Genomic DNA, 24815 nt, shown 5'->3' on the forward strand with positions numbered 1-24815 from the left:
TGATGTTCCTTTCGTGGTGGCTGAACGGTCGCCACTCACGCTGCTCGCAGACCACTGCCAGATCGACGCCAGACGCTGCCAATCACTGCCAAGCGCAGGCCAGGAGGGTCGCGTCGGCCCGCCGCCTCAGCGTTCGTAGGTTCCGGTCAGCGCGCCGCGGGCCAGCACGTGCCCACGGATCGCGGCCAGCAGCGCCTTGGCCGTGGCGATGCTGTCCGGCACGGCCCGGTCGATCGCGAACACGTGGAATCGGTAGTGGTGCGGGCCGTGGCCGGGGATCGGACGCGGCCCGGCGTAGCCGCGATGGCCCAGATCCGCCCGCAGGCACCGGACGCCTGCCGCATGCGGTTGCAAGCCGCCGGCCTCGAGGCCGTCCAGCGTCGGCTCGATCACGGCGACGGTGTGCAACAGCGGGCGGGGCAGCGGCACGTCGACGTCGTCGACGATGAGCACCAGCTGCCGGGTCCCCGGCGGCGGCGCGCTCCACCGCAAGGGTGGCGAGACATTGTCCCCGACGCCCTTGCCCGCGCTGGAGGTCGGCATCCCGCCGCCATCGGTGAAAGCGGTGCTGCTGAGGCTGATGGCGGCGGGCGCATCGAACGCCGGCCCGGCAAGGGGACTTCGGTGCGCGCCGGCGCGGACGCGGCGCAGCAGCCGGCCCGGCAGCGCCGTCATGCGCCGCTGCCCGCGCCGCGAATCGCGACGGTGGGCGACCGCAGGAGATCGCCCAATTCGCTGGGAAGATAACCCTGCTCCACCAACCGCGGCAGCACGCCGCCGCTTTCGATGATGTCCAGGATGAGCCCGGGGAGTTTGGGAACGCGTCCGGACGCACCCGTGGTGTCGTTGCGCCAGGTGCCCCCGGTCAGGTCGAAGGTGGCCGTGTCGCCTTCGTGGAAAACGCTGGTGGCATCGGGCACGGTCATGGCCGGAAGGCCGGCGTTGACGGCATTGCGAAAGAACAAGGAGTTGAATTCCTCGGCGACCAGTCCCGCGACGCCGAGCTCGACGAAGAGGGCCGCCACCGGCCGCGAGGATCCGAGACCGAAGTTCTTGCCCGCCACCACGATGTCACCCGGGGACACCTCGTCGGTCCAACCCGGGCGAACCTCGTAGAAAATGTGCCTGGCCGCCTCCGACGGATCCATCTTCATCGCGAAGGCCGGGTACATGGCGTCGGTGTTGAGGTTGTCTCCGAACAGCCAGACCTTGCCGCGAAACTGCACGGTCATGCCGTCACACTCCTCGGGTCGGTGATGTAGCCGGTGATTGCCGACGCGGCGACGGTCGCCGGTGATGCCATGAAGATCTCGGCCTCGGTGCTGCCCATGCGTCCGGTGAAGTTACGTGTGCTCGAGGTGATGCATACCTCCCCGGGACCGACCACGCCCATGTGGTAGCCGAAACAGGCGCCGCAGGTGGAGTTGGTGATGACCGCACCCGCGTCGGCCAGATCCTGCAGGTACCCCAGCCGCATGGCGTCCCGGTACACCGCCTGAGAGGCGGGCGTGACCAACAGGCGCACCCCGGGCGCGACGGTCTTGCCGCGCACCACCCGTGCGGCGATCGCGAGGTCTTCGAGCTGTCCGTTCGCGCACGAGCCGATGAAGGCCTGGTCGACCTTGCGGCGGTCCAGCTGGGAGACGGGCAGACCATTGCGGCTGACCGTTCCCGGCCGCGCCACGTAGGGCTCCAGCGTCGCCAAATCGACGCGGCGGATCTCTTGGTATGCGGCATCGGAATCCGGCGTAACGGCACGGTATTCGGTGACGCCACGGTCCTCGAGAAACGAGGTCAATACCTCGTCGGGCTCGAACGTGGCGAAGTCGGCGGAAACCTCGGCGCACTGGGTCGCCACGGTGCGCCGGTCATGCATCGGGATGCCGGCCAGGCCCGTGCCGCCGAATTCCAGGTTGCGGTTCGGCGCATCGCCGTACTCGTTGGCGATATGCAAGAAGATGTCTTTTCCGCTGACGGTCTCCGGCTTGGCGCCCTCGAGCTCATATCGGATCGTGGGCGCGACCTGAAACCATGTCATGCCGGTGCACATGATCGAATAGATCTCCGCGGGCCCGAGGCCCCGCGCGGCGGTGTTGTAGGCGCCCGCCGCGCAGGTGTGAGAGTCGGTGCAGGCCAAGACTTCTCCGGGTCGCGCCAGCCCGTTCTCGGCGATCACCTGGTGGCAGATGCCGTGCCGGCCGACGTCATAGAACCGTTGGATGCCGAAATCGGCGACGAATTCGCGGGCCCGCGGACCGCCCGCGGCGTCCTTGATTGTCGGTGCGGGCACTGCGTGGTCCATGACGACCGCCAGCTTGTCGGGGTCATGGATCCGGTTGGGCGTAATCCACATCGTGGCGAACTGCAAATCGATGAGCACGGTCATGTCGACGTCGACCACGACCGTGTCACCCGCGGACACCACATCCAGACCGGCCTTGCGGGCGAAGATCTTCTCGATGATCGTCATGCCCATGAGGGGTCCTTGCGGGCGTAGCGGGCGTCGCGCTCCAGCCAGTCGGCCATTCCCACCATGTTGAAGAAATCGGCGGGTGTGCTGGGCAGGTGGCCGGCGATGTCGGTGCCGTTCAGTTCGCAAAGGCTTTGCAACATACCAAAAGTCGCCTGCATCAACAGGGTGCTCGGATGGATCGCGATGGCGTAGCCCAACTCTTGCAGCCGCGAGGCCGACTGCAGCGGCGTGAGGCCACCCAGCACCAAATTGATCAGCAGGGGAGCGTCGACCTCGCGCGCGATGCGCTCGATCTCACCGTCGTCCTGCGGCGCCTCGACGAAGACGATGTCCGCGCCTGCCTGCGCGTACCGGTTGGCGCGTTCGATGGCAGCGTCCAGGCCTAGGGGCGCCCGCGCGTCGGTGCGCGCCACCACCAGCAGGTTGTCATCGGAGCGGGCGTCCAGCGCGGCGGCCAGAGTCTGTTCGAACACCGCCACATCCACCACCTGCTTGTCGGGCAGGTGGCCGCAACGTTTCGGAAAGACCTGGTCCTCCAACTGAATCGCGGCCACTCCCGCCGCGTCGTACGAGCGAACGGTGCGCACCACGTTCATGGGCGCGCCGTAGCCGGTGTCGGCGTCGGCGATCAGGGGGATGTCACCCAACGCTTCGGTGATCATCGCGACCCTGCCGGCCATCTCGGTCGCGGTGACCAGCCCGATGTCGGGTAAGCCGAAGCCCGAGGCCGCCACGCCTGCGCCGGTCATGTAGGCCGCGGTGTGGCCGGTGCGTTTCGTCAGGTGCGCGGAGATTCCGTCGAAAACGCCTGGCGCGACGATGAGTTCGCGGGCACCGAGCAAGTCCTTCAGCCGTTGCCGCGCCGCGGTAGTGGGCATGACTCTCTCCTTTAGTCCAGGGCGCCCGCGACCGAGGCCGCGAGCAGATCCGTCAGTCGCTCGACGTCGTCGAGGCCGTCGAGATTGACCACCGCCCGCTCGATGGCTTCGGCGCGCGACCGGCTGGTGACCCGGTCGGCGAGCGAGTGGAACTTGTCGACGAGTTCGTCGTTGGTGACGGGGTCGTTGGGCGCGCCGTGCGGCAAGGCCACGCGGGCGCGATGGACCGCGCCGTCCCGGGTGGTCACCGCGACGTCGGTACGAAATTTTTCGGTGAAATCGGCGTGGGTGAGCGATTCGTCCAGGTGCACCGTCGTCGCCGCGATGAGCGACCAGATGTCGTCGGAATCGAGGCGGGCGGCGGTGAACTGTTCGGGCAGCACGTTGCCGTCGAGCAGTGCCGCGGCGGTCGCATAGCCGATGTTCATCTGGGCGCCGATCGCGGTCAGCGGTCTCTCCGGTTGCCACCAACCGTGCTTGTAGATGGTCTCGCCGACGGTGATGTCGATCTTCGAAATGCCCTGGGATGCAACGGATTCACGCACCCGACGGGCGGCGTCGATCGCGGCGTGCACCCCACCCATCGCGGCGTAGGACTTGACCATGATCATGGTGGTCTCCCATCGCTGGCCGAGTTCGCCGGTCAGCGGCGCGGCGTCGGGGTCGTGGCCCTCGCCGAAAACACTGAGAAACCCGCCGTATTCGCGCTCGAAAACCCGCTTGATGCCGGTGTAACCGGCCGCCGCCAGCCCCGCCGCGTAGAAGCCGTTGCGCGCCGCCAAGCCGTGGTGCATGCGCTTGCTCATGGCCTCGTACTGGGCGGCCATCAGACCCGCCGACTGCGTGCCGGCCAGACCGAGGGCGTCCTCCAATTGCGCCGGCGGCAGCCCGCGTAACTTTCCGGACGCCATCGCCGCGGCATGCGTGCCGAAAACCGAGCCCGAGTGCCAGCCGCGGTCGAGCATCTGGGTGCCGTGCAGCGTGTAGCCGACGCGCGGGCCCACCTCGAAGCCGGCGACCGCGGCCAGCAACAGGTCGGCGCCCGTCGAGGGGTGCGGCCGCGTGGACGCCGTCGACAGCAGGGCGGGAATCAACAACGAGCAGCTGTGCAGCGGGGCAAGCGGGTGAAAGTCGTCGAGCTCGAAGCCCTGAATGAAGGTGCCGTTGAGTATCGCCGCGGCAGGCGCCCCCGTGGTGCGTCCGGTGCCGATGACGACGGTGTCGCCGGCGCCTTCCAGCGCGAGGACGGCGTCGGTCGCGGTGCGTGACCACGGTAGTTGCGCCCCTACCAGCGCGCAGCCGATGCCATCGAGGAGCAGGTGTTTCGCACGGTCGAGGACGGGACGCGGGACGTCGTCGAGCGTGAGGCCGGCGACCCAGGTGGCGAGCCGCCCCGTCGGCCCGTCCGGGTCGGTGGCGGCCGGCGTGTTCATCGAATCTCCCTGGCCAATGAGTGGTTGTTATATACATATAACAACCGATCGGGCTACGCAAGGGGGCCGTGTGGAAGCATTGACCACCATGCAGCAAGGCGAGGGTGGGCCGGTCTCGGCGGCGGCCGGGGTGCCGCTGCACCGGCAGCTGTTCTTGGTGCTGCACGACGAGATCGACCGTGGCGTCATCGCCGCGGGCGACGCATTGCCCACCGAGCAGACCCTGTGCGATCAGTTCGGCGTATCGCGCATCACCGTGCGCCGGGCGCTGGCGGACCTGGCCGAGCAGGGGTACATCGAGCGCAGGCACGGCGTCGGGTCGTTCGTACGGCCGCACGGACGAGCGGACGTCTCGGGTGTTTTGGCGGCCGGGCGTTCCTTCATGCAGGGGTTGCGACAGACGCAATTCGAAACCAAGGTCGACGTCGTCGAGCTGGGAAAACGCCGTCCACCGAGGGCCATCGGGGAGGCGTTGGAAAGTTCCGGCGAGCTGCTGCAGATCGTGCGGGTGCGGCGCCAACGCCGCACTGATGAGCCGTTGATGGTGACCGAAGCCTGGCTGCCGCCGGAATGGGCCGACGTACTGACCGAACGGGAGTTGCGGCGCAGGCCGCTTTACGAGCTGCTATCCGACGAGGGCGTCGTCGTGGACCGTGTGCTGCACGAGATCACGGCCGAGATCGCCGGACCGCGCCACGCGCACCTGCTCGGCACGGCCATCGGCGCCGCGCTGCTGCGCGTCAACCGCTTGGCGTTCGTGGCCGAGGCGCCGCATCACTACGTTTCGACCGTGCTGTCGCCGAGCCGTAGCCGCGTCCTGCTCAGCCAGACGGCCGAGGAGATGGAGACCGGCGACGGCCTGAGGATCGCCCACGACGTGGGCGGACGCATCGGCTAGCGGGCGTCGCGCAGCGCCGCGTCGATCGCTTCGGCGTCCGGTGCGCAGTTACCTGCGCCCGGCAGCAGCGTCGCCAGCGCGCCCGCGGCACAGGCGCGCTGCAACGCGCGCAGCCGCTGGGCGGGCGATCCGGGATGGGGCGGCCAGCTGCCGGCCAGCACCCCCGCGAACACGTCGCCGGCCCCGGTGGTGTCCACCGCGGCTACCGCGGGGGCGGGCACCAGAAAGTCGCCGTCGACGCCCACGTACCGGACGCCGCGCGCACCCAGTGTGGTCACCAAGTGTGTTGGGCGCCAAGGCCATTCGTCGGACTCGGCTTCGTTGGCAATCACCACGTCGGCCGCGGCCGCCAGGTCGGCCAGCGAGCCCCGGTCTCCGCCGGCCGGCGAGGCGTTGACGATGACGACCGCCCCGACCGAACGGGCCTGCTGCGCCGCAACCACCGCGGCTTGCACCGGAATTTCCAACTGCGTCAATAACACATCACAGCCTGCGATGACGCTTCGCGCGGCGGCGGCGTCCAGCGCCAGCCGGCCGTTGGCGCCCGGCGCGACCACGATGGTGTTCTCGGCGTGGGCGTCGACGACCACGATCGCCGTGCCGCTCGGTCCGGGCGTTTCGGCGGTGGCGTCCAGGCTGACGCCGTTGCCCAGCAGGTGGGCGCGCAATTCCGCGGCGGCCGGGTCATCGCCGATCGCGCCGACGAATTGCACCCGTGCGCCCGCGCGCGCCGCCGCCACCGCCTGGTTACCGCCCTTGCCGCCCGGAGCGTAGGTCAGCGACGACGCCAGCACCGTCTCGCCGGGAGAGGGGAGGGCATCGACGCGGAGCGACAGGTCCATGTTCACGCTGCCGACCACACAGACTCGGGCCATTAAGTTGACGTTAGTCGCGCTTCCGTGGTGCACGAATGCACAGGATTCTCCACGTCGAGTGCTTTGGCGCAATCGCCCATATCTTGAGACACGCGCGCTAATGTGCTGCGTGAGCGATGCTGCGTGTCCGAGGAAGGGCGAAGTCGAGTGACATCGAGCGAGCTGCAAAACGCTGAGCCGGCTTCCAAGACCGCACCCGAACACGCTTCGGACCAGGCTGCGGCCGCCATTGAGGAAGGCGAGCCTCGCAAGACCCGTAAGTTTCGCCGCCGTCGGCTTTTCCGGATCGGCCTGCAATCCAAGCTCTTGCTGACGCTGCTCCTCTGCAGCATCCTCTCTATCGGGGTGATCGGCTTCATCGGGGCGTCGTCGGGCCGCAACGCCCTGCGCCAAGTCGAATCCGAGCGACTCACCGAACTGCGCGAGTCCCAGGCGCGGCAGGTGCAGTCGCTCTTCAGGGAGGTGACCAACTCCCTGATCGTCTACAGCGGCGGCTTCAGCATCGTCGAAGCGACGACGGCGTTCACCGATGGATTCGCCCAATTGTCCAATGCGACGATCAACCCGGCGCAGCAGCAGGCGATCTTCAACTACTACGACGACAACATGATCAAGCCGATCAAACGGATCACCGGTGAAGATCTCGATCGCAACGCGATCCTGCCGAGTTCCAACGCGCAGAAGTACCTTCAGGCCTACTACACCGCGCCTTACCATTCGATCTCCGAGGCGAGGAAGGTTGACGACGCCGGCGACGGCAGCGCGTGGTCGGCGGCCAACGCTCGCTACGGCTTCTACATGCGCGAGATCGTCACCCGCTTCGAGTACCCCGATGCGCTGTTGCTGGACATGCAGGGCAACGTCGTCTATTCGGTGAACAAGGGCCCGGACTTGGGCACCAACATTCTGACCGGGCCTTACCGGGAATCCAAGTTGCGCGATGCCTACCAAAAGGCTTTGCGCTCAAACGATCTCAGCTTCGTCTGGATCACCGACTTCCAGCCGTACCAGCCGGAGCTCGACACCCCCACGGCCTGGGCGGTGTCGCTGGTGGGAATGAACGGAAAATTCAACGGCGTCATGGCCCTGCCACTGCCGATCTCGAAGATCAACAGGATCATGACCGCCGACAAACACTGGGATGCCGCGGGAATGGGCCCGTCGACCGAGACTTACCTCGCCGGAGCCGACAACCTGATGCGTTCCGACTCAAGGCTTTTTCTGGAGGATCCGGCTGAATACCGGCGCGAGGCGGTGGCATCGGGCACCCCGCCCGACGTTGTCGACGAAGCGATCCGGCTGGGTGGCACGACCCTCGTCCAGCCGGTGCCCACCGCGGGTCTTCGCGCCGCCCAACGTGGGCAGACCGGAGTAATCAGCGCCACCGACTATCTGGGCAACCGGGAGCTGGAGGCCTACGCGCCGCTGATCGTGCCGAACTCCGATCTGCACTGGTCGATCCTGGCGACACGGGACAACTCCGACGCTTTCGCGCGCCTGGGCAGGTTCAGCAGGACGGTGGTGCTGGCGGTGGCGATCATGATCTTCGCCATCTGCGTCGCGTCGATGGTGCTGGCCCAGCTGATGTTGCGGCCGATCCGTCGGCTGCAGGCCGGCACGCAGAAGATCAGCTCCGGCAACTACGAGGTCAACATCCCGGTCACCACCCACGACGAGATCGGCGACCTGACCGCGGCTTTCAACGAAATGAGTCGCAGCCTGGCAATCAAGGAGGAACTTCTCAACGAGCAGCGCCGGGAGAACGACCGCCTGTTGCTGGCGCTGATGCCCGAGTCCGTTGTTCAGCGATATCGCGAGGGGCAGGAGACCATCGCGCTGGAACACCAGGGCGTGGCCGTCATCTTCGCCGAAATCGTCGGGCTCGACGAAGTTTCCGTGGATGTATCCGGCGACGAGCTCGTCGGGATGGTCGACGAACTGTTCCGGCAGTTCGATTCGGCGGCCGAATCTCTGGGCGTCGAGCGGATTCGCACCTTCCACAACGGCTATCTCGCCAGCTGCGGTGTGGTCACGCGGCGCCTGGACAGCATCCACCGCAGCGTCGACTTTGCCATCGAAATGCGCCAAATCATCGATAGGTTCAACGGCCAGACCGGCCACCAGCTGCGCCTTCGAGTGGGCATCAGCACCGGTGACGTCATCAGCGGACTGGTGGGTCGCTCGGGGCTCGTCTACGACATGTGGGGCGCCGCGGTCAGCCTTGCCTACCGGATGCAAAGCGGCGCAAACCAATCGGGCATCTACGTCACCTCCCAGGTGTACGAGGCGATGCGGGACGTGCGGCAGTTCACGCCGGCCGGCACCATTTCGGTCAGCGGAACCGACCAGGAGATCTACCGGTTGTCGGAGCGATCATGAACCTGTTCGACTCATCGTGGTTCTACTGGGCCATCGGCGTAGCGGTCGGATTCCCGATTGCCTTGATCCTGCTTACCGAGCTGCACCGCACGCTGGTCCGCCGAGACAGCCAGCTGGCCCGGCAGGTCAGCCTGCTGCGCAACTACCTGCTGCCGCTGGGCGCGTTGTTGCTGCTGCTCGTCGAGGCTTCGCAGGTGCCCGCCAAAGACGGCTCGGTGCGGATCCTCACCACGCTGTTCGGCCTGCTGGTGCTCGTGCTGGTCTTGTCCGCGCTGAACGCCACCGTGTTCGAGGGCGCGCCCGACAAAAGCTGGCGCAAACGGCTGCCCGCCATCTTCATCGATGTCGCCCGCTTCGGAGTCATCGGCGTCGGCCTGGCGGTCATGCTGTCAATGATCTGGGGCGTCCGGATCGGTGGCCTGTTCACCGCGCTCGGCGTCACCTCGGTTGTCATCGGCCTGATGCTGCAGAACTCCGTCGGCCAGGTGGTGTCCGGGTTGTTCGTGCTGTTCGAGCAGCCATTCCGGATCGATGAGTGGCTGGACACCGGGACCGCGCGAGGGCGTGTCGTCGAAGTGAACTGGCGGTCCGTGCACATCGACACGGGCAGCGGCATCCGCATCATGCCCAACTCGATGCTCGCCAGCACCTCGTTCACCAACCTCAGTCGCCCGTCGCGCGCGTACGACTGCGCGATCACAACCAAGTTCGCGCCCGGCGATTCCCCGGACAAGGTGTGCGAGATGCTCACGCGGGTCGCTGCGGCGTTGCCGGCCCGCAGACCCGGAATGTTGCCCACCGCAGTCTCCTTGGGCGGCGCCCAGTACCGCACGACCATCCGGTTGGCGTCCCCCGCCGACGCCGAAGCCACCGAAGCGACCTTCCTGCGCTGGGTTTGGTATGCGGCGCGGCGGGCGCGCCTGCATCTCGACGGTGCCGACGACAACTACTCCACCAAACAACGCGTGGAAAAAGCCTTACGCACGGTCGTCGCGCCGGCGTTGCGGCTGAGCCATACCGATCAGCAATCGCTCGTCCCGTACGCGAAGCTCGTCCGCTACGGCGCCGACGAAATCCTCGAATCCGCAGGCCAGGTCTCGCCCGGCATGACCTTCCTGGTGGCCGGCCGGGTGCGCTTGACGGCGACGACCGACGACGGCTCGGTGGTGCCGGTCACCACCCTGGACGAGGGATCGTTCCTGGGCCTGACCGCGCTGACCCGCCAGCCCAACCTCGCCGGCGCGTACGCGCTGGACGAGGTGACGGCGCTGCAGATCGATCGCGAGCACCTCGAGCATCTGGTGATGCGTAAGCCGTTGCTGCTCCAAGACTTAGGACGACTCATCGAGGAGCGACAAGCCAAGGTGCGACAGGTGACGCACCGTGAACGGATCAGCCTGAGCCGCATCGGGGCGCCGGCGGCGGCAAAAACGCTCCGCTGACCCGCCGGAGACCGCGACTTGATAGTCGGCGCGTTACGCGCGGGACGGAAGCCGTAATACCCGGGCCGCCTCACCTGGCCGGTTAAGGCCCGATACCCTGGTTCAATGAGTCTGCAAGCACCATTCCTCAGCGGTGGGGCTCAACAGCGGGAGTCTGACTTGCGCCGGGAGGTGCACAATGCCGCTCGCCGCGCCCGCGTCGCCTCCCGCGTCCTGGCGTTGCTCCCGACGGTCGCCAAGGACCAGGCGCTGCGGTCGGCCGCCGACGCGGTAGCGTCCCACACCGACTTGATCCTGTCGGCCAATGCCGAAGACCTCCGCGCCGCCGAGGCTGCCGGCACCCCGACCGCCATGCTCGACCGGCTGGCGCTGGACCCCAAACGGGTCGAGGGAATCGCCGCCGGCCTGCGTCAGGTCGCCGGGTTGCCCGACCCGGTCGGCGAGGTGCTGCGCGGCTACACGCTGCCGAACGGATTGCATCTGCGCCAGCAGCGCGTGCCGCTCGGCGTCGTCGGCATGATCTACGAAGGCCGGCCCAACGTCACCGTCGACGCCTTCGGTCTGGCGCTCAAGTCGGGCAACGCCGTGTTGCTGCGCGGAAGTTCCTCCGCCGCGCGGTCCAACCAGGCGCTGGTGCAGGTGCTGCGCGCTTCGCTGGTCAGCGAGGACCTCCCCGCCGATGCGGTGCAACTGCTTTCGGCCGCCGATCGCGCCACGGTTACGCACCTGATCCAGGCCCGCGGCCTGGTCGACGTGGTGATTCCGCGCGGGGGAGCCAGTCTGATCAACGCGGTGGTTCGCGACGCGCAGGTGCCCACCATCGAAACCGGCGTGGGCAACTGCCACGTCTACGTCCACGAAGGCGCCGACCTGGACGTCGCGGAACGGATCCTGCTGAACTCCAAGACCCGTCGGCCCAGCGTCTGCAACGCCGCCGAGACGCTGTTGGTCGATGCCACCATCGCCAAGAAGGCGCTGCCCCGGTTGGTGGCCGCCCTGGAGGACGCTGGCGTGACCGTGCACGGCGGATCCTCGGCGGATGCGGGGGAGGACGACCTGCGCCGCGAGTACCTGTCGATGGACATCGCGGTCGCGGTGGTGGACGGCATCGATGCCGCGATCGCCCACATCAACGAGTACGGCACCGGGCATACCGAGGCCATCGTCACCAGCAATATGGCTGCGGCGCAACGGTTTAGCGACGGCGTCGACGCCGCCGCAGTGATGATCAACGCGTCGACGGCGTTCACGGACGGTGAGCAGTTCGGTTTCGGCGCCGAAATCGGCATCTCCACCCAGAAATTGCATGCGCGGGGCCCCATGGGGCTGCCGGAATTGACCTCGACCAAGTGGATCGCGTGGGGCGACGGGCAGATCCGTCCAGCCTGACCGCGACGAAAAGTGCTTTAGGAGAACCGACATAGTGAGCGTGCCCGCCCGGCCCAAGCCGCTGTTCGCCGACATCGACGACGTCTCGCGACGGTTGGCCGAGACCGGTTACCTGCCCGACACCGCCACCGCGACCGCGGTGTTCCTGGCCGACCGGCTGGGCAAGCCGCTGCTGGTGGAGGGCCCCGCCGGGGTGGGCAAGACCGAGCTGGCCCGCGCCGTCGCCCAGGCGACCGGTTCCGGACTCGTCCGGTTGCAGTGCTACGAGGGCGTGGACGAGGCGCGCGCGCTCTACGAATGGAACCACGCCAAGCAGATCCTGCGCATCCAGGCGGGCTCCGGTGACTGGGACCAGACGAAGGACGACGTGTTCAGCGAGGAGTTCCTGCTGCAGCGCCCGCTGCTGACCGCCATCCGGCGCACCGAGCCCACGGTTCTGTTGATCGACGAAACCGACAAGGCCGACATCGAAATCGAGGGCCTGCTGCTCGAGGTGTTGTCCGACTTCGCCGTGACCGTCCCGGAACTGGGCACGATCACCGCGGAGCGGACGCCGTTCGTGGTGTTGACCTCCAACGCCACCCGCGAACTGTCGGAGGCCCTCAAGCGTCGGTGCCTGTTCCTGCACATCGACTTTCCCAGTCCCGAATTGGAGCGCCGCATCCTGTTGTCGCGGGTGCCGGAGCTGCCGCAGCATCTCGCCGATGAGTTGGTGCGCATCATCGGCGTGCTGCGCGGCATGCAACTCAAGAAGCTCCCGTCAGTCGCCGAGACGATCGACTGGGGACGCACGCTGCTCGCGCTGGGCCTGGACACCATCGACGACTCCGTCGTCGCCGCCACCCTGGGCGTGGTCCTCAAGCATCAGTCCGACCAGCAGCGCGCAACCGGCGAGCTCCGGTTGAACTAGGGACGCACCGATGGCCCCCCGCCGCATCCGCCCCACCCGGCCGCTCGCCCCGCACGGGCTGCCCGGGCACCTGGTGGGTTTCGTGGAAGCACTTCGCGGAGTTGGCATTTCGGTTGGCCCATCCGAGACGGTGGACGCCGGCCGGGTGATGGCCACGCTGGGTTTGGGCGACCGTGAGGTGTTACGCGAGGGCATCGCCTGCGCCGTGCTGCGGCGTCCCGAACACCGCGAGACCTACGACGCCATGTTCGACCTGTGGTTCCCCGCGGCGCTGGGCACACGCGCGGTGGTGACCGACGAGGAGGCCGACGCGACGTCGGGCGACTCCTTGCCGCCCGACGACGTCGAGGCGATGCGCCAGATGCTGCTGGATCTGCTCACCGAGAACCCCGACCTTGCCGGCATGGACGAGCGGCTGGTCGCGATGATCGCGCGCATCGTGGAGGCCTACGGCAAATACAGTTCCAGCCGCGGCCCGTCGTTCTCGTCGTACCAGGCGCTCAAGGCGATGGCCCTGGACGAATTGGAGGGCAAGCTGCTGGCGGGGCTGCTCGCCCCGTACGGCGACGAACCCACGCCCACCCAGGAACAGATCGCCAAAGCCATGGCGGCGCAGCGGATCACGCAACTGCGCAAGATGGTCGACGCCGAGACCAAGCGACGGACCGCCGAGCAGCTGGGCCGTGACCACGTCCAGATGTACGGCATCCCACAGCTTTCCGAGAACGTCGAGTTTCTGCGCGCCTCCGGCGAACAGCTGCGCCAGATGCAACGGGTGGTGGCGCCGCTGGCCCGGACCCTGGCCACCCGGCTCGCGGCCCGGCGGCGGCGCAGCCGCGCCGGCGTGATCGACCTGCGCAAGACGCTGCGCAAGTCGATGTCCACCGGCGGCGTGCCGATCGACGTGGTGCTGGCCAAACCCCGTCCGGCGCGACCGGAGCTGGTGGTGCTGTGTGACGTGTCCGGTTCCGTCGCCGGGTTCAGCCACTTCACCCTGCTGCTGGTACACGCGCTGCGCCAACAGTTCTCGCGGGTCAGGGTGTTCGCGTTCATCGACACCACCGACGAGGTGACCCACATGTTCGGGCCCGAAGCCGACCTGGCCGTGGCGATCCAGCGGATCACGCGGGAGGCCGGCGTGTACAGCCGCGACGGGCATTCCGACTACGGCAACGCCTTCGCGTCGTTCGTGCAGGCGTTCCCCAACGTCCTTTCGCCGCGCAGCTCGCTGCTGGTGCTCGGTGACGGCCGCACCAACTACCGCAATCCGGAGACCGAGCTGCTGGCCCACATGGTGACCGCCAGCCGGCACGCGCACTGGCTGAATCCCGAGCCCAAGCACCTGTGGGGCAGCGGCGACTCGGCGGTGCCGCGCTACCAAGAAGTCATCACGATGCATGAATGCCGGTCGGCCAAGCAGCTCGCCGCCGTGATCGACCAGCTGCTGCCGGTCTGAGGACGTTCTTCGTCCCTGCGTCACGCTCGGGCGCCGGTGTGACGCTCGCCGGAGGTCCCGGGATGCGGGCCGGCCCGCGGACTGAGGAATCAGGCCGGATCGCCGCCTCAAGTAAGCTGGCAAATCGTGCAAAAGCAGCTGCGCAGGCTGGGAGTGATGGGCGGGACGTTTGATCCCATCCATTACGGACACCTGGTTGCCGCGAGTGAGGTCGCCGACCTGTTCGACCTCGACGAAGTGGTGTTCGTGCCCAGCGGTCAGCCCTGGCAGAAGGACCGCCACGTCTCCGCTGCCGAGGACCGATACCTGATGACGGTGATCGCCACCGCGTCCAACCCGCGCTTCTCGGTGAGCCGGGTCGACGTCGACCGTGCCGGGCCCACCTACACCAAGGACACGCTGCGGGACCTGCACGCCCTCAACCCCGATTCGCAGCTGTACTTCATCACCGGGGCCGACGCGCTCGCTTCGATCCTGTCCTGGCAGGGCTGGGAGGAGCTCTTCGAGCTGGCGCGGTTCGTCGGCGTCAGCCGGCCCGGCTACGAGCTGCGCCGCGAACACATCACCGGCGTGCTGGGCGAGCTGGCGGAGGACGTGCTGACGCTCGTTGAGATCCCGGCGCTGGCGATCTCGTCGACCGACTGCCGTTTGCGCGCCGAACAACATCGGCCACTGTGGTACCTGATGCCCGACGGCGTCGTGCAGTACGTCTCCAAGCGCCGGCTCTATCGCGGCGAACAATCGAAGGACACCGTGAGCCGATCGACCCTGCCCGCCGGGAAGAACACATGACCGCCACGCAGGAGGCGATCGACATGGCGACCGTGGCCGCCGGCGCGGCCGCCTCGAAACTGGCCGACGATGTCGTCGTGATCGACGTGTCCGGCCAACTGGTGATCACCGACTGCTTCGTCATCGCCTCGGCGTCCAACGAGCGGCAGGTCAATGCCATCGTCGACGAGGTCGAGGAGAAGATGCGCAGGGCGGGCTACAAGCCGGCGCGCCGGGAGGGCACCCGGGAGGGCCGCTGGACGCTGCTGGACTACCGCGACATCGTCGTGCACATCCAGCACCAGGACGACCGCGACTTCTATGCCCTGGACCGGTTGTGGGGTGACTGCCCGGTCGTGCCGGTGGATCTGGCCGCGGTTCCCGACGACTCGGCGGGCACGCAATGACGATTCGCCGCCTGATCATGTTGCGGCACGGGCAAACTGAGTTCAACGCAGGCAGCCGCATGCAGGGGCAACTGGATTCCCAACTCAGTGAGCTCGGTCGGGCGCAAGCGATCGCCGCCGCCGAGGTGCTCGGCAAGCTACAGCCATTGCTTATCGTGTCGTCGGATCTGCATCGCGCGTACGACACGGCGATCCGGCTCGGGGAGCGGACCGGCCTGCCGATCCGGGTGGATCCGCGGTTGAGGGAAACCCACCTCGGCGACTGGCAGGGAGTGACGCACACCGAGGTCGACATGCAGGCCCCTGGTGCCCGGCTGGCCTGGCGCGAAGACGCCACCTGGGCGCCCCATGGTGGCGAAAGCCGGGTCGACGTCGCCGCCCGCAGCGTGCCGTTGGTTACCGAACTGGTCTGCGGTGAGCCGGAATGGGGTGGACCCCAGCACGCCGATCGGCCGGTGGTGCTGGTGGCCCACGGCGGGCTGATCGCCGCGCTGTCTGCCGCGCTGCTGAGGCTTCCGGTCGCCAACTGGCCGACGCTGGGCGGCATGGGCAATGCCAGCTGGGTGCAGCTTTCCGGCCATTCGGACGACTCGGGGGCGGCTTTCGAGAGCATCCGCTGGCGCCTCGATGTGTGGAACGCTTCGGCGCAGGTGTCCAACGATGTCCTCTGATGCACGGCCCACCCTGCTGATCTTCGCCGACTCGCTGGCCTACTACGGGCCGACCGGCGGCCTGCCCGCCGACGATCCGCGCATCTGGCCCAATATCGTTGCCGCGCAATTGGGTTGGGATGTGGAACTCATTGGTCGCATCGGCTGGACCTGCCGCGACATCTGGTGGGCGGCGACCCAAGACCCGCGTGCCTGGGCAGCGCTGCCCAGGGCCGGCGCCGTCATTTTCGCGACCGGCGGCATGGATTCGCTGCCGTCGGTGCTGCCGACCGCGCTGCGCGAACTGATCCGCTACGTCCGCCCGCCGCGAGTGCGGCGCTGGGTACGTGACGGATACGGCTGGCTGCAGCCCAGGCTCTCGCCGGTGGCCCGGTCCGCGCTGCCTGCGCGCCTGAGCGCCGACTATCTCGAACAGACTCGCAGCGCAATCGATTTCAACCGCCCGGGCATCCCGGTCGTGGCCTCGCTGCCGTCGGTGCACATCGCCGACACCTACGGCAGGGCCCACCATGGCCGCCCGGCGACCGCCGCGGCGATCACCGAGTGGGCGCAAACCCATGACGTTCCCCTAGTCGACCTCAAAGCGGCTGTCGCCGAGCACATCATGAGTGGACGAGGAAATCCCGACGGCATTCACTGGAATTTCGAAGCGCACCAGGCGGTTGCCGAGCTGATGCTGAAGGCGCTCGCCGAAGCCGGCGTAGTGACAGAGAAGCCACGCCCGTGACCGTCATGGTGGTGACCGACGCGTCGGCGCGCTTGCCGGCCGATTTGCTGGAGCAGTGGGCGATACGGGTTGTGCCGCTGCACATTCTGCTCGACGGCGTCGATTTGCGCGACGGTGTGGACCAGATCCCCGAAGACATCTACAAGCGTCACGCGACCACCGCGGCGGCCACGCCGGCCGAACTGGCCGACGCCTACCAGCAGGCGCTGGCCGACAGCGGCGGGGACGGCGTGGTGGCGGTGCACATTTCGTCCGCACTGTCGGGCACCTGCGGCGCGGCGGAGCGGACCGCGGCCGACCTGGACGCCCACGTACGGGTCGTCGACTCGAAGTCGACCGCCATGGGCACGGGCTTCATCGCGTTGGCCGCCGCGCGGGCCGCTGCCGCCGGCGGTGACCTCGACGCCGTCGCCGCCGCGGCGACCGCGGCCGTACGACAAAGCCACGCGTTCATGGTGGTGCACCGGCTGGACAACCTGCGCCGCAGTGGGCGGATCGGCGGCGCCAAGGCATGGCTGGGCACCGCGCTGGCACTCAAGCCGCTGCTGCGCATCGACGACGGCAAACTCGTTCTGGCCCAACGGGTACGCACCGTCACCCACGCGACGGAGGCGATGATCGACCGGGTCTGCGGGGTCGTCGGCGACAGTCCGGCCGCGCTGGCGGTGCATCACGTCGCCAACCCGGACGGCGCCAAGGAAGTGGCGGCCGAGCTGGCGCGCAGACTACCGGCCTGCGAGCCGGCGATCATCACCCCGCTGGGGCCGGTGCTGGCGTTGCACGTCGGTGCCGGAGCCGTCGCGGTCGTCGTGCAGCTGCCGACTTAAGCGGGCACCGGGCGCCGGGCGTTGTCGCCGCGAGGGTGTACCACCTGCGGCCACCAGAACCACCGTCCCAGCAGCGTCGCGATGGACGGCATCAGCAACGTGCGCACCACCAGCGTGTCGAGCAGCAGACCGATGCACACCGTCGAACCGAACTGACCCAGCACCCGCAAGTCGCTGCCCAACATGGCCGCCATGGTGAACGCGAACACCAGACCCGCCGCCGTCACGACGCCGCCGGTACCCGCCATCGACCGGATGATTCCCGTCTTGAGGCCGGCATGGATCTCTTCTTTGAACCGGGAGACCAGCAACAGGTTGTAGTCGGACCCGACGGCCAGCAGGATGATGACCGACAGCGCCATCACGATCCAGTGGATCCTGATGCCGAACAGGTCCTGCCAAATCAGCACCGAGAGGCCGAACGACGCCGCGATCGAGCTGGCCGCGGTGCCCACGATCACCAGCGCGGCCACCACGCTGCGGGTAAGTATCAGCATGATCATGAAGATCAACGTCAGGGCGGACACCACGGCGATCATCAAGTCGTATTTCTCGCCGTCGGCCATGTCCTTGAACGTCGCGGCGGTTCCGCCCAGGTAGACCCGGGCGTCGGACAGCGACGATTGCTTGAGACCCTCCTGCGCGGCGGTGCGTTCGGCGTCGACTTGCGCGATGCCCTCCGGCGACATCGGATCGCCTTGATGCGTGATGAAGAACCGCGCCGACTTTCCATCCGGCGACAAGAACATCCGAAGGCCGGTCTGGAAATCCGGGTTGTCGAAGGCCTCGGGCGGCAGGTAGAAGAAGTCGTCGTTCTTCGATGCGTCGAAGCTTTGACCCATCACGATCGCGGTGTTGCTCATCGCCTCCATCTGGTCGATCATCGCCTTGAACGTCTGATACAGGGTGAGCGTGATGCCCCTGGTGGTCTTCAGCGTGGTGATCAGCGTGGGAAAGAGCGCGGTCAGGTCGCGTGAGGCTTTGGCGGTGTGGGCGATATCGGTCGTCAGGTAATGGAACTGCTCGGCGAGCTGGTCGAACCCGTCGAACGTGTCGAACAGGGACCGCAACCCGATGCACACGGGAATGTCGTAGCAGTGCCGCTCCCAGTAGAAGTAGGAGCGTACCGGCCGGAAGGTGTCGTCGAAATCCGCGATGTGATCACGCAGGGAATCGGTGATCTGCGACGTCACCGCCGTGGTCTTCGCGCTGTCGTCCGCGGCGTTGGCCAGGTCCTGTGACACCTCGTATTGGCGTTGCGTGGTGTCGATCTGGGTCTGCAGATCGTCGGCCATCCGGAGGATGTCGGCGATGCGCTCCTTGAGGAAGCTCATGTTCTGCATCGTCGTCTGACTCTGGACGCTGTTCTGAAACGGTATCGAGCTGTGCTGGATCGGAATGCCCAGCGGCCGGGTGATGTCCTGGACCATGGCGATGCCCAGCGTGCGCATCTCGTTTTTCGCCACCCGGTCCAGCACCAGCATGTCGGCCGGGTTTCGCATGTCGTGGTCGGATTCGACCATCAACAGGTCGGGGTTCATCCGTGCCTCGGAGAAATGCCGGTTCGCGGCCTCTTGTCCTTGGTTGGACGGGGCCGACAACGGCAGGTAATGGCGGTCGTTGTAGCTCGTGTGGAAGCTCGGCAGGGCGATCATGCCGACCAGCACGACCGCGGCGCTCACGGCCAAAACCGCTGCCGGCCAACGTACTACGGCGGTACCCACCCGGCGCCACAGCCGGCCACGCTTGGCCTGCCGCTCGAACAGGTGGAAGCGGCTGCCGACGAAGACCACCGCGGGCCCCAGCGTGACGCCGGCCAGCACCACGACAATCATGCCGATCGCCACGGGCGCCCCCATGGTGTTGAACCACGGTAGCCGCGAGAAACTGAGGCAATAGGTCGCGCCCGCGATCGTCAGGCCCGACCCCAACACGACCGGGGCGACGCCCTTGAATGTGGTGTAGTACGCGGTTTCTCGGTCCTCGCCCGCGGCCAGCGCCTCCTGATAGCGGCCGATCAGGAAGATGCCGTAGTCCGTCCCCGCGGCGATCGCCAACATGGTGAGGATGTTGGCGGCGAAGGTGGTGAGCCCGAATGCGTTGTGGTACGCGAGAACCGCGACCACCCCCCGCGAACACGCCAGGGCGACAAAGGTCATGAACAGCTGGACCAGCGTGGTGACGATCGACCGGTAGACCAGCAGCAACATGATCGCGATGGCGCCCAGGGTGAACAGCGTGATCTTGGCCAGGCTGGCGTTACCGATGATGTGCATATCGTCGGACAGCGCGGCGGGGCCCGTGACGTAGGCCTTCACGCCGGGTGGCGCCTTGTTCTCCTCGATCACCTTGCGCACCGAGTCCACCGATTCGTTGGCCAGCGTCGTGCCCTGGTTACCGGCGAGGTTCACCTGCACGTAGGCGCTCTTGGCGTCGGCGCTCTGCGCGCCCGCGGCCGTCAGCCGGTCGCCCCAGAAGTCCTGAATGTGCTGAATGTGCTTGGGATCCTGGCGGAGTTGCCGAATCAGCTTGTCGTAGTACTGGTGCGCGTCGGGGCCGAGCGGTTGCTGGCCCTCCAGCACGATCATTACCGTGCTGTTGGAATCGAATTCGTGGAAGTTGTGGCCCAGGCGCATCATCGCCTTCATCGACGGCGCATCCAGCGGGGTCATCGGCGCCGAGTGAGCCTCACCAACTTTTTCCAGTGTCGGAACGATGACATTCACCAGGACCGTGACGAACAACCAAACCAAAATGATCGGCACCGCAAAGATCCGGATCGCATGCGGCAGGTACGGGCGGTGGCCCCGCTCGGCCTTGGACAGGCCCTTGACGTTGATGGGGCCGGTGTCGGCCGCGCTCACGTCGCGCTGGGTCTCGTTGCTCGCGTTGCTCATGCGGACTTCACCAGGCAGAAGGTCTGCGCGTTGTGGCCGTCGGAACTCCGCTGTTCGCGCACGACGCCGTCGACGGTGATCTTGCAGCTGATCTCACCGCTGTCGCTCTGCGCCATGATGTTGGCGCTCACCGAGGGCAAGGTGGTCGAGATGGTGGTCGACCACGGCAGCGGCGCCGCGTTGACCTGATGGGTGTTGGCGTTCTCGTCCCAGTAGTTGATGTTGGCGGTGGCCCCGGGCGGCCCCGTGATGTCGTACACCACGACCTTCGGGTTGAACTGCACGATTTCGATCCCCTTGCCGGCGTTCGCGTTGAGATCCTGCGAGCCGAAAATCTTGTGGAGCCGCGACACGATCAACGCCGAAAGGGCCAAGACCACCACCAAAAGCAGCGGTATCCACACCCGTTTCAGGACGCGGGTTACGGTGCCGGTACGTGGACCCGATTCTGGACTAGCCACCACCTGACCGCCTTCCGCATTACCGCCACCCCGGCGCTGCCGCAAAGCTCACCTACGTCGCCGACGACACCGATGTCCCTCGACAATTTGCTCAGCTAAGCACTCTAAACCTTAGTGCACGCAAGCGTTCCTCCGGGTGCCTCCGATGTGGCGAACCGCATATGGTTCGGGCCCTTACCGGGCCACCCGGCCGGTGACCGGCGGCAAATCGGCAAGCGTCACGATCCCGGGCTCGGCCGCGACCACAGCCGGGACCGCATTGGTCACCGGCATCGCCGTGTAGATCATTCCCAACCCCATGAAGCCGGGTTCCGTCCAATCCTTCGGCGGCAGGCAGTGCAGCACGGTCCGCATGTTGGGCAGCCCGTACACCTGGATGACGTGGCCGTGCTCCAGCGGCTTGGGCGGCACCACATGATTGCCCATGGTCCAGTTGAACCCCACGCTGACCACGTTGCGGTCGCCCTGCCAGCCGCGGTGGTATCCATAGACACCGCCGACCGTTCCCGCGGGGATTGTCATGAAGCCCAGATCCGAATCCCCGGTGGCCGCGGTGAAGGTCACGTCGAAGGTCATCCGGTCCAGCTTCGCCCCGATCGCGTCGGCCATCATGGCGGCCGATTCGGCGAAGACCTCGCTTTCGCGCCGCACGCTTTCCGCCAGCCCCGGAGTTTCGGGATCCTGCGAGAAGCCCATCGCCGTCTGCGTTTCCGCTGATTCGTAGGTGGAGCAATCCACCGACTCGGTGATCCGGATTTCGTCGACGCGTTCGCACGCGCCGCTGAGCACCATGCCCACCATGTTCGTCATGCCCGGGTGCGCGCCGCTGCCGAAGATCGTCGAACCGCCTCGTTTGCACGCATCCGCGATGCGTTCGCGGTCCGCGGGCGTCTGCTTGCCGCCGGTAATCCAGGCCGCGCTGGAACACACGTTGACGCCCGCTTCCAGCAAGCGCACCAGCTCATCGATGTTGGGCCACAACGGGTTATAGCAGCACGCGTCGGCGCCCAGGGCGAGGAGCGCGTCGATGTCGTTCGTCGCGCGCACGCCGGTCGGTTCCGGCCACCCGGCCAGTTCGGCGGCATCCACGCCGACCTTGTCCGCCCCGTGCGCGTACACCCCGACCAATTCCATGTCCGGCCTGCCGATGATGGCATGCAGCGAACGCCGCCCGATGTTTCCGGTCGTCCACTGGATGACGCGCAGGGGGCGGTCCGTCGGGGGCTTGCTCATCGCGTCTCCTTTGACGTGGGCGGATTTGGGTCATTATCGCCGCCGTGCGCCCGGGCGTGTCTACACCCTTGAAGGTCAGCGGTTGCCGGGGTTCAGCGCGGCCATGGCGCTGGACATCAGCTGCGAAAAGGGATCGCCGCCCCCGCCGAAGGTGGCCTGACTGGCCGGTGCGATCACGGCCGCGGGGTCGAAGCCCCGCACCGGATCCACTTGAAGCGGAGCGGTGAGCGGGTCGTCGTTGCGCGAGTAGCCCGCGTTCACCATCGGGGTCAACTCCGCGTCGAGTTGGTTCAGCACGTCTTCCGGCACGCCCAGGTAGCCCAGGGGCAGTACCAGCGGGAGGTGCCTTTCGGGGATCAGATACGTCGTTGTCTTCGCGCCCCTGGAGTTGACGGTCGTCCTGATGTTCTGCGGCGGCACCATGCTCGGGTCGGTGAACGCGACGGCGGTATGACCGGTTGCTTCGCCCACCAGCGTGTTGGCCAGCGCTAACAGGTTGTCCGGCCGGTCCGGAAAGTCGGCGATCATGTCGTATGCGGCGACGAAGGCCTTGGTGTCGTATTGGCTTTCCACGGGGGGCGGTATGCGGTAGTCCATTGCGGGAACGACGGCGCCGACCGGAAAGAAGGAGGTCAGGAAGCTCTCGCCGAAGGCGTGATGCCCGACCGGGTTGCCAAATGTGCTGAACACCAATTGGTTTGGTGGGGGAGCGGTCGGATCGTTCGCGAGCCTGGCCTGCTCGGCGTCAACCACGAGCGAACCCTCGGACAGGCCGATGGCGGCTCCGGGCCCACCCCTGCGGATCGCCGCATCCAGGTTTTCGGTCCCGACGGCGACCGACTCGCCGACGCTGGGGCCGTCCACGCCTAGCCCCGGGAAGGCTTCATCCAGCCGGCCAATCCCCGGAAAGAGCCGTTCGAGCACGTGGCCCTGGACCTGCCCGGCCGGGTAGGCCACGATTTCTCGCTTCAGGCTGGGAAACCAGCCGGCACCCAGGCGCCTGCCGTACTCGTCGTAGGGAATGCCCGGAACGTGAGCGCCGCCCAGGGCGTACGCGGTGCCGTCACCGGGCGTACGGTCGCCTGGCGCGTCATCGGCCGCCGCCATCCCGAGGCCGAAATATCCTGTGACGCCGAGGGTTACCACAGCGGTAGCCCCTGCGAGTAGTTTCTGCATCGCCACGTCCCGCCTGCCCGACTTGGTCTCGTAGTGTCGCATATCGCTCGTCGGCCTCGCGGCTGACGGGTATTAGTCCGCGCTTCCGGCCGGTGAGCGGGATCGCGACCGCCGCGCTCCCGGTCGTGACGGCCACCAGCTGGCCCGCCCGACCAGCGTAGCCAACGCGGGAACCGTTATGGTGCGGACCAGAAAGGTGTCGAGCAAGATTCCGAACCCGATCACGAAGCCACCCTGGACGACGGTGCCGATGCTGGAAAACACCAGGCCCCACATCGAGGCGGCGAAGATCAAACCCGCCGCGGTGATCACGCCGCCGGTCGAACTCAACGCGCGAATGACGCCGTAACGCATACTGTGCGGGGATTCGTCACGCATTCGCGAGACGAAAAGCATATTGTAATCGGCTCCGACGGCGACCAATACCACGAAGGCCAATGGTGGGACGCTCCAATGCAATTGCTGGCCCAGTAGGAATTGAAACGTCAGGACGCCGATACCTACCGCCGACAAGTACGAAATAACGACGGAAGCGACCAGATACAGCGGCGCGACGACCGCACGCAGCAGCGCGACCAGCGTCATCAGCACGACGATGATGGTGACGACAATGATGAACTTGATGTCGTGTTCATAAAAGTCTCGCGTGTCCCGCAGCGTGACCGGATATCCGACCATCGATATCGACGCATCCGCCAATGACGTATTCGGTTGGGCTCCGCGGGCGGTATCGCTGATCGCACTGACCTGATCCATCGCCTCGGCGCTGAACGGGTTGAGTTTGGTCTGCACCAAATACCGCACCGAATGCCCATCGGGCGAAATGAACGCCTTGGCGGCCTTCTTGAACTCTTCCATGTGCAGCAGCTGCGCCGGAACGTTGAACCCCGCCATCGACGGTTCGGCCGCGTCGCGTTTCAGCGTGAGGAGGAACGCCGACGCCTCGCCGAGCCCCGTGCCCATCTGTTTGATCTGGTCGACGAGTTGGTCCACCCCGTCAGCCACTTGCCGGCTTCCGCTGGCGAACCGGTCAGCGCCTTGTTGCAGGTGGTTCAGGTCGGCCTGCAGGCCACCGGGCTGGTCCAGACCCATGGCATGCAGCGCCTTGACGAAGTTGGCGAGCGCGCCGCGGAGGTGATCCACCGACGCGTTGAGGGTCTGCCGGTCTTGGAAAGCCTGGAGTTGTCCCGCCAGATCATTGATCTGGTCGAGGCTTCCGTCACCACGCGCGTTGACCACGCGCTCGAATTGGGCTCGGGTGGCGCTGCAGGAGGGATCGGCATCGCAAACCTGGTTGCCCTCGAGCGCCGCCAGCACCGGGGCAACCCAGGCGAACATGTCCTTGACGGCGGCGAAGTTGATGCCGATGGTATGGCCGAGGGAGTTGATGCTGCTGACGAGCTTGGCGGCGGTGACGACCTCCTTGACCAACTTGTCGCCGCCGTATTGGGTCCTCATCGAAGTGAAAGCCTCTGTCAGGCCTTGCATCCCGGCGACCATCTGGTTGACCTG

The 24815-nt window shown here is 66.9% G+C and carries 22 protein-coding genes; 11 read left to right on the top strand and 11 right to left on the bottom strand.

Going from position 1 to position 24815, the window contains the following annotated elements; translation table 11 throughout:
• Positions 1 to 126: 126 nt before the first annotated feature.
• From A5697_RS16485 to A5697_RS16505, 5 genes are read right to left on the bottom strand one after another with little or no spacing between them, the layout of a single operon-like run.
• On the bottom strand, positions 127 to 675 hold the full coding sequence (locus tag A5697_RS16485) for a YbhB/YbcL family Raf kinase inhibitor-like protein (protein WP_067944244.1): 549 nt from the start codon (positions 673 to 675) through the stop codon (positions 127 to 129).
• Positions 672 to 1232, bottom strand: coding sequence for a 3-isopropylmalate dehydratase (locus tag A5697_RS16490; RefSeq protein ID WP_067944246.1), 561 nt, complete (start codon positions 1230 to 1232; stop codon positions 672 to 674). Before A5697_RS16490 ends, A5697_RS16485 begins: the two co-directional genes overlap by 4 nt.
• Positions 1229 to 2476, bottom strand: a complete 1248-nt coding sequence (locus A5697_RS16495) for an aconitase/3-isopropylmalate dehydratase large subunit family protein (RefSeq protein ID WP_068011412.1) — start codon at positions 2474 to 2476, stop codon at positions 1229 to 1231. The genes A5697_RS16490 and A5697_RS16495 overlap by 4 nt, the downstream gene beginning before the upstream one ends.
• Positions 2467 to 3351, bottom strand: a complete 885-nt coding sequence (locus tag A5697_RS16500; RefSeq protein ID WP_067944250.1) for an oxaloacetate decarboxylase — start codon at positions 3349 to 3351, stop codon at positions 2467 to 2469. Before A5697_RS16500 ends, A5697_RS16495 begins: the two co-directional genes overlap by 10 nt.
• Before the next feature lie 11 nt (positions 3352 to 3362).
• Entirely contained in the window at positions 3363 to 4784 is a 1422-nt protein-coding gene (locus tag A5697_RS16505; protein WP_068011413.1) for an MmgE/PrpD family protein, read from the bottom strand.
• Between the two features lie 88 nt (positions 4785 to 4872).
• On the opposite strand from A5697_RS16505, the gene A5697_RS16510 reads away from it, so the two are divergent.
• Positions 4873 to 5682: a GntR family transcriptional regulator gene (locus A5697_RS16510; protein ID WP_067944283.1), complete on the top strand. Its 810-nt coding sequence runs from the start codon at positions 4873 to 4875 to the stop codon at positions 5680 to 5682.
• Here A5697_RS16510 and A5697_RS16515 read toward each other — a convergent pair.
• Entirely contained in the window at positions 5679 to 6557 is an 879-nt protein-coding gene (locus A5697_RS16515; RefSeq protein ID WP_068011414.1) for a PfkB family carbohydrate kinase, read from the bottom strand. The two genes, A5697_RS16510 and A5697_RS16515, sit on opposite strands and share 4 nt — an antisense overlap.
• Before the next feature lie 147 nt (positions 6558 to 6704).
• On the opposite strand from A5697_RS16515, the gene A5697_RS16520 reads away from it, so the two are divergent.
• The 10 genes from A5697_RS16520 to A5697_RS16565 all read left to right on the top strand — a co-directional run bounded on the left by A5697_RS16520 (position 6705) and on the right by A5697_RS16565 (position 17536).
• Entirely contained in the window at positions 6705 to 8936 is a 2232-nt protein-coding gene (locus tag A5697_RS16520) for an adenylate/guanylate cyclase domain-containing protein (RefSeq protein ID WP_068011415.1), read from the top strand.
• Complete coding sequence (locus A5697_RS16525; RefSeq protein ID WP_068011416.1) at positions 8933 to 10378, top strand: mechanosensitive ion channel domain-containing protein; 1446 nt, start codon at positions 8933 to 8935, stop codon at positions 10376 to 10378. Before A5697_RS16520 ends, A5697_RS16525 begins: the two co-directional genes overlap by 4 nt.
• Before the next feature lie 105 nt (positions 10379 to 10483).
• Positions 10484 to 11767 carry a glutamate-5-semialdehyde dehydrogenase gene (locus A5697_RS16530; RefSeq protein ID WP_067944259.1) on the top strand — a complete coding sequence of 428 codons (1284 nt, stop codon included), beginning with the start codon at positions 10484 to 10486 and terminating at the stop codon, positions 11765 to 11767.
• Between the two features lie 34 nt (positions 11768 to 11801).
• On the top strand, positions 11802 to 12677 hold the full coding sequence (locus A5697_RS16535; RefSeq protein ID WP_067203379.1) for a MoxR family ATPase: 876 nt from the start codon (positions 11802 to 11804) through the stop codon (positions 12675 to 12677).
• 10 nt (positions 12678 to 12687) lie between these two features.
• The gene (locus A5697_RS16540) at positions 12688 to 14133 is read left to right on the top strand and encodes a VWA domain-containing protein (protein WP_067944260.1); all 1446 of its coding nucleotides are present in this window, start codon (positions 12688 to 12690) and stop codon (positions 14131 to 14133) included.
• Positions 14134 to 14271: 138 nt separating this feature from the next.
• Positions 14272 to 14925 (top strand): nicotinate-nucleotide adenylyltransferase, encoded by a 654-nt coding sequence (nadD, locus tag A5697_RS16545; RefSeq protein WP_255395923.1) that lies wholly within the window; start codon positions 14272 to 14274, stop codon positions 14923 to 14925.
• Positions 14922 to 15311: a ribosome silencing factor gene (gene rsfS / locus A5697_RS16550; protein ID WP_067944263.1), complete on the top strand. Its 390-nt coding sequence runs from the start codon at positions 14922 to 14924 to the stop codon at positions 15309 to 15311. The genes nadD and rsfS overlap by 4 nt, the downstream gene beginning before the upstream one ends.
• The gene (gene gpgP, locus A5697_RS16555) at positions 15308 to 15982 is read left to right on the top strand and encodes a glucosyl-3-phosphoglycerate phosphatase (protein WP_068011417.1); all 675 of its coding nucleotides are present in this window, start codon (positions 15308 to 15310) and stop codon (positions 15980 to 15982) included. Before rsfS ends, gpgP begins: the two co-directional genes overlap by 4 nt.
• Positions 15972 to 16709: a diglucosylglycerate octanoyltransferase gene (gene octT / locus A5697_RS16560; protein WP_067944267.1), complete on the top strand. Its 738-nt coding sequence runs from the start codon at positions 15972 to 15974 to the stop codon at positions 16707 to 16709. The genes gpgP and octT overlap by 11 nt, the downstream gene beginning before the upstream one ends.
• Complete coding sequence (locus A5697_RS16565) at positions 16706 to 17536, top strand: DegV family protein (RefSeq protein ID WP_068011418.1); 831 nt, start codon at positions 16706 to 16708, stop codon at positions 17534 to 17536. The genes octT and A5697_RS16565 overlap by 4 nt, the downstream gene beginning before the upstream one ends.
• On the opposite strand, the gene A5697_RS16570 is transcribed toward A5697_RS16565, so the two are convergent.
• The 5 genes from A5697_RS16570 to A5697_RS16590 all read right to left on the bottom strand — a co-directional run.
• Positions 17533 to 20433, bottom strand: a complete 2901-nt coding sequence (locus tag A5697_RS16570; RefSeq protein ID WP_067944272.1) for an RND family transporter — start codon at positions 20431 to 20433, stop codon at positions 17533 to 17535. The genes A5697_RS16565 and A5697_RS16570 overlap by 4 nt on opposite strands.
• A complete protein-coding gene (locus tag A5697_RS16575; RefSeq protein WP_197501034.1) occupies positions 20430 to 20897 on the bottom strand; it encodes an MmpS family transport accessory protein in 468 nt (155 codons plus the stop codon). The genes A5697_RS16570 and A5697_RS16575 overlap by 4 nt, the downstream gene beginning before the upstream one ends.
• Positions 20898 to 21068: 171 nt before the next feature.
• Positions 21069 to 22127: a dihydrodipicolinate reductase gene (locus tag A5697_RS16580; RefSeq protein WP_067944274.1), complete on the bottom strand. Its 1059-nt coding sequence runs from the start codon at positions 22125 to 22127 to the stop codon at positions 21069 to 21071.
• Positions 22128 to 22202: 75 nt separating this feature from the next.
• Entirely contained in the window at positions 22203 to 23303 is a 1101-nt protein-coding gene (gene pe / locus A5697_RS16585) for an acyltransferase PE (RefSeq protein WP_067944290.1), read from the bottom strand.
• Positions 23304 to 23375: 72 nt separating this feature from the next.
• Positions 23376 to 24815: MMPL family transporter (locus tag A5697_RS16590; RefSeq protein ID WP_156673332.1), on the bottom strand; the 1440-nt coding region annotated here is incomplete at its 5' end.

Source organism: Mycobacterium sp. E3251 (genome assembly GCF_001666835.1).
GTDB lineage: Bacteria > Actinomycetota > Actinomycetes > Mycobacteriales > Mycobacteriaceae > Mycobacterium.

Excerpts from the sequence above, each read along its gene's own strand:
- A5697_RS16485 (WP_067944244.1), bottom strand. The coding sequence starts at position 675 with ATGACGGCGCTGCCGGGCCGGCTGCTGCGCCGCGTCCGCGCCGGCGCG.
- A5697_RS16490 (WP_067944246.1), bottom strand. The coding sequence starts at position 1,232 with ATGACCGTGCAGTTTCGCGGCAAGGTCTGGCTGTTCGGAGACAACCTC.
- A5697_RS16495 (WP_068011412.1), bottom strand. The coding sequence starts at position 2,476 with ATGGGCATGACGATCATCGAGAAGATCTTCGCCCGCAAGGCCGGTCTG.
- A5697_RS16500 (WP_067944250.1), bottom strand. The coding sequence starts at position 3,351 with ATGCCCACTACCGCGGCGCGGCAACGGCTGAAGGACTTGCTCGGTGCC.
- A5697_RS16505 (WP_068011413.1), bottom strand. The coding sequence starts at position 4,784 with ATGAACACGCCGGCCGCCACCGACCCGGACGGGCCGACGGGGCGGCTC.
- A5697_RS16510 (WP_067944283.1), top strand. The coding sequence starts at position 4,873 with ATGCAGCAAGGCGAGGGTGGGCCGGTCTCGGCGGCGGCCGGGGTGCCG.
- A5697_RS16515 (WP_068011414.1), bottom strand. The coding sequence starts at position 6,557 with ATGGCCCGAGTCTGTGTGGTCGGCAGCGTGAACATGGACCTGTCGCTC.
- A5697_RS16525 (WP_068011416.1), top strand. The coding sequence starts at position 8,933 with ATGAACCTGTTCGACTCATCGTGGTTCTACTGGGCCATCGGCGTAGCG.
- A5697_RS16530 (WP_067944259.1), top strand. The coding sequence starts at position 10,484 with ATGAGTCTGCAAGCACCATTCCTCAGCGGTGGGGCTCAACAGCGGGAG.
- A5697_RS16540 (WP_067944260.1), top strand. The coding sequence starts at position 12,688 with ATGGCCCCCCGCCGCATCCGCCCCACCCGGCCGCTCGCCCCGCACGGG.
- rsfS (WP_067944263.1), top strand. The coding sequence starts at position 14,922 with ATGACCGCCACGCAGGAGGCGATCGACATGGCGACCGTGGCCGCCGGC.
- gpgP (WP_068011417.1), top strand. The coding sequence starts at position 15,308 with ATGACGATTCGCCGCCTGATCATGTTGCGGCACGGGCAAACTGAGTTC.
- octT (WP_067944267.1), top strand. The coding sequence starts at position 15,972 with ATGTCCTCTGATGCACGGCCCACCCTGCTGATCTTCGCCGACTCGCTG.
- A5697_RS16570 (WP_067944272.1), bottom strand. The coding sequence starts at position 20,433 with ATGAGCAACGCGAGCAACGAGACCCAGCGCGACGTGAGCGCGGCCGAC.
- A5697_RS16580 (WP_067944274.1), bottom strand. The coding sequence starts at position 22,127 with ATGAGCAAGCCCCCGACGGACCGCCCCCTGCGCGTCATCCAGTGGACG.
- pe (WP_067944290.1), bottom strand. The coding sequence starts at position 23,303 with ATGCAGAAACTACTCGCAGGGGCTACCGCTGTGGTAACCCTCGGCGTC.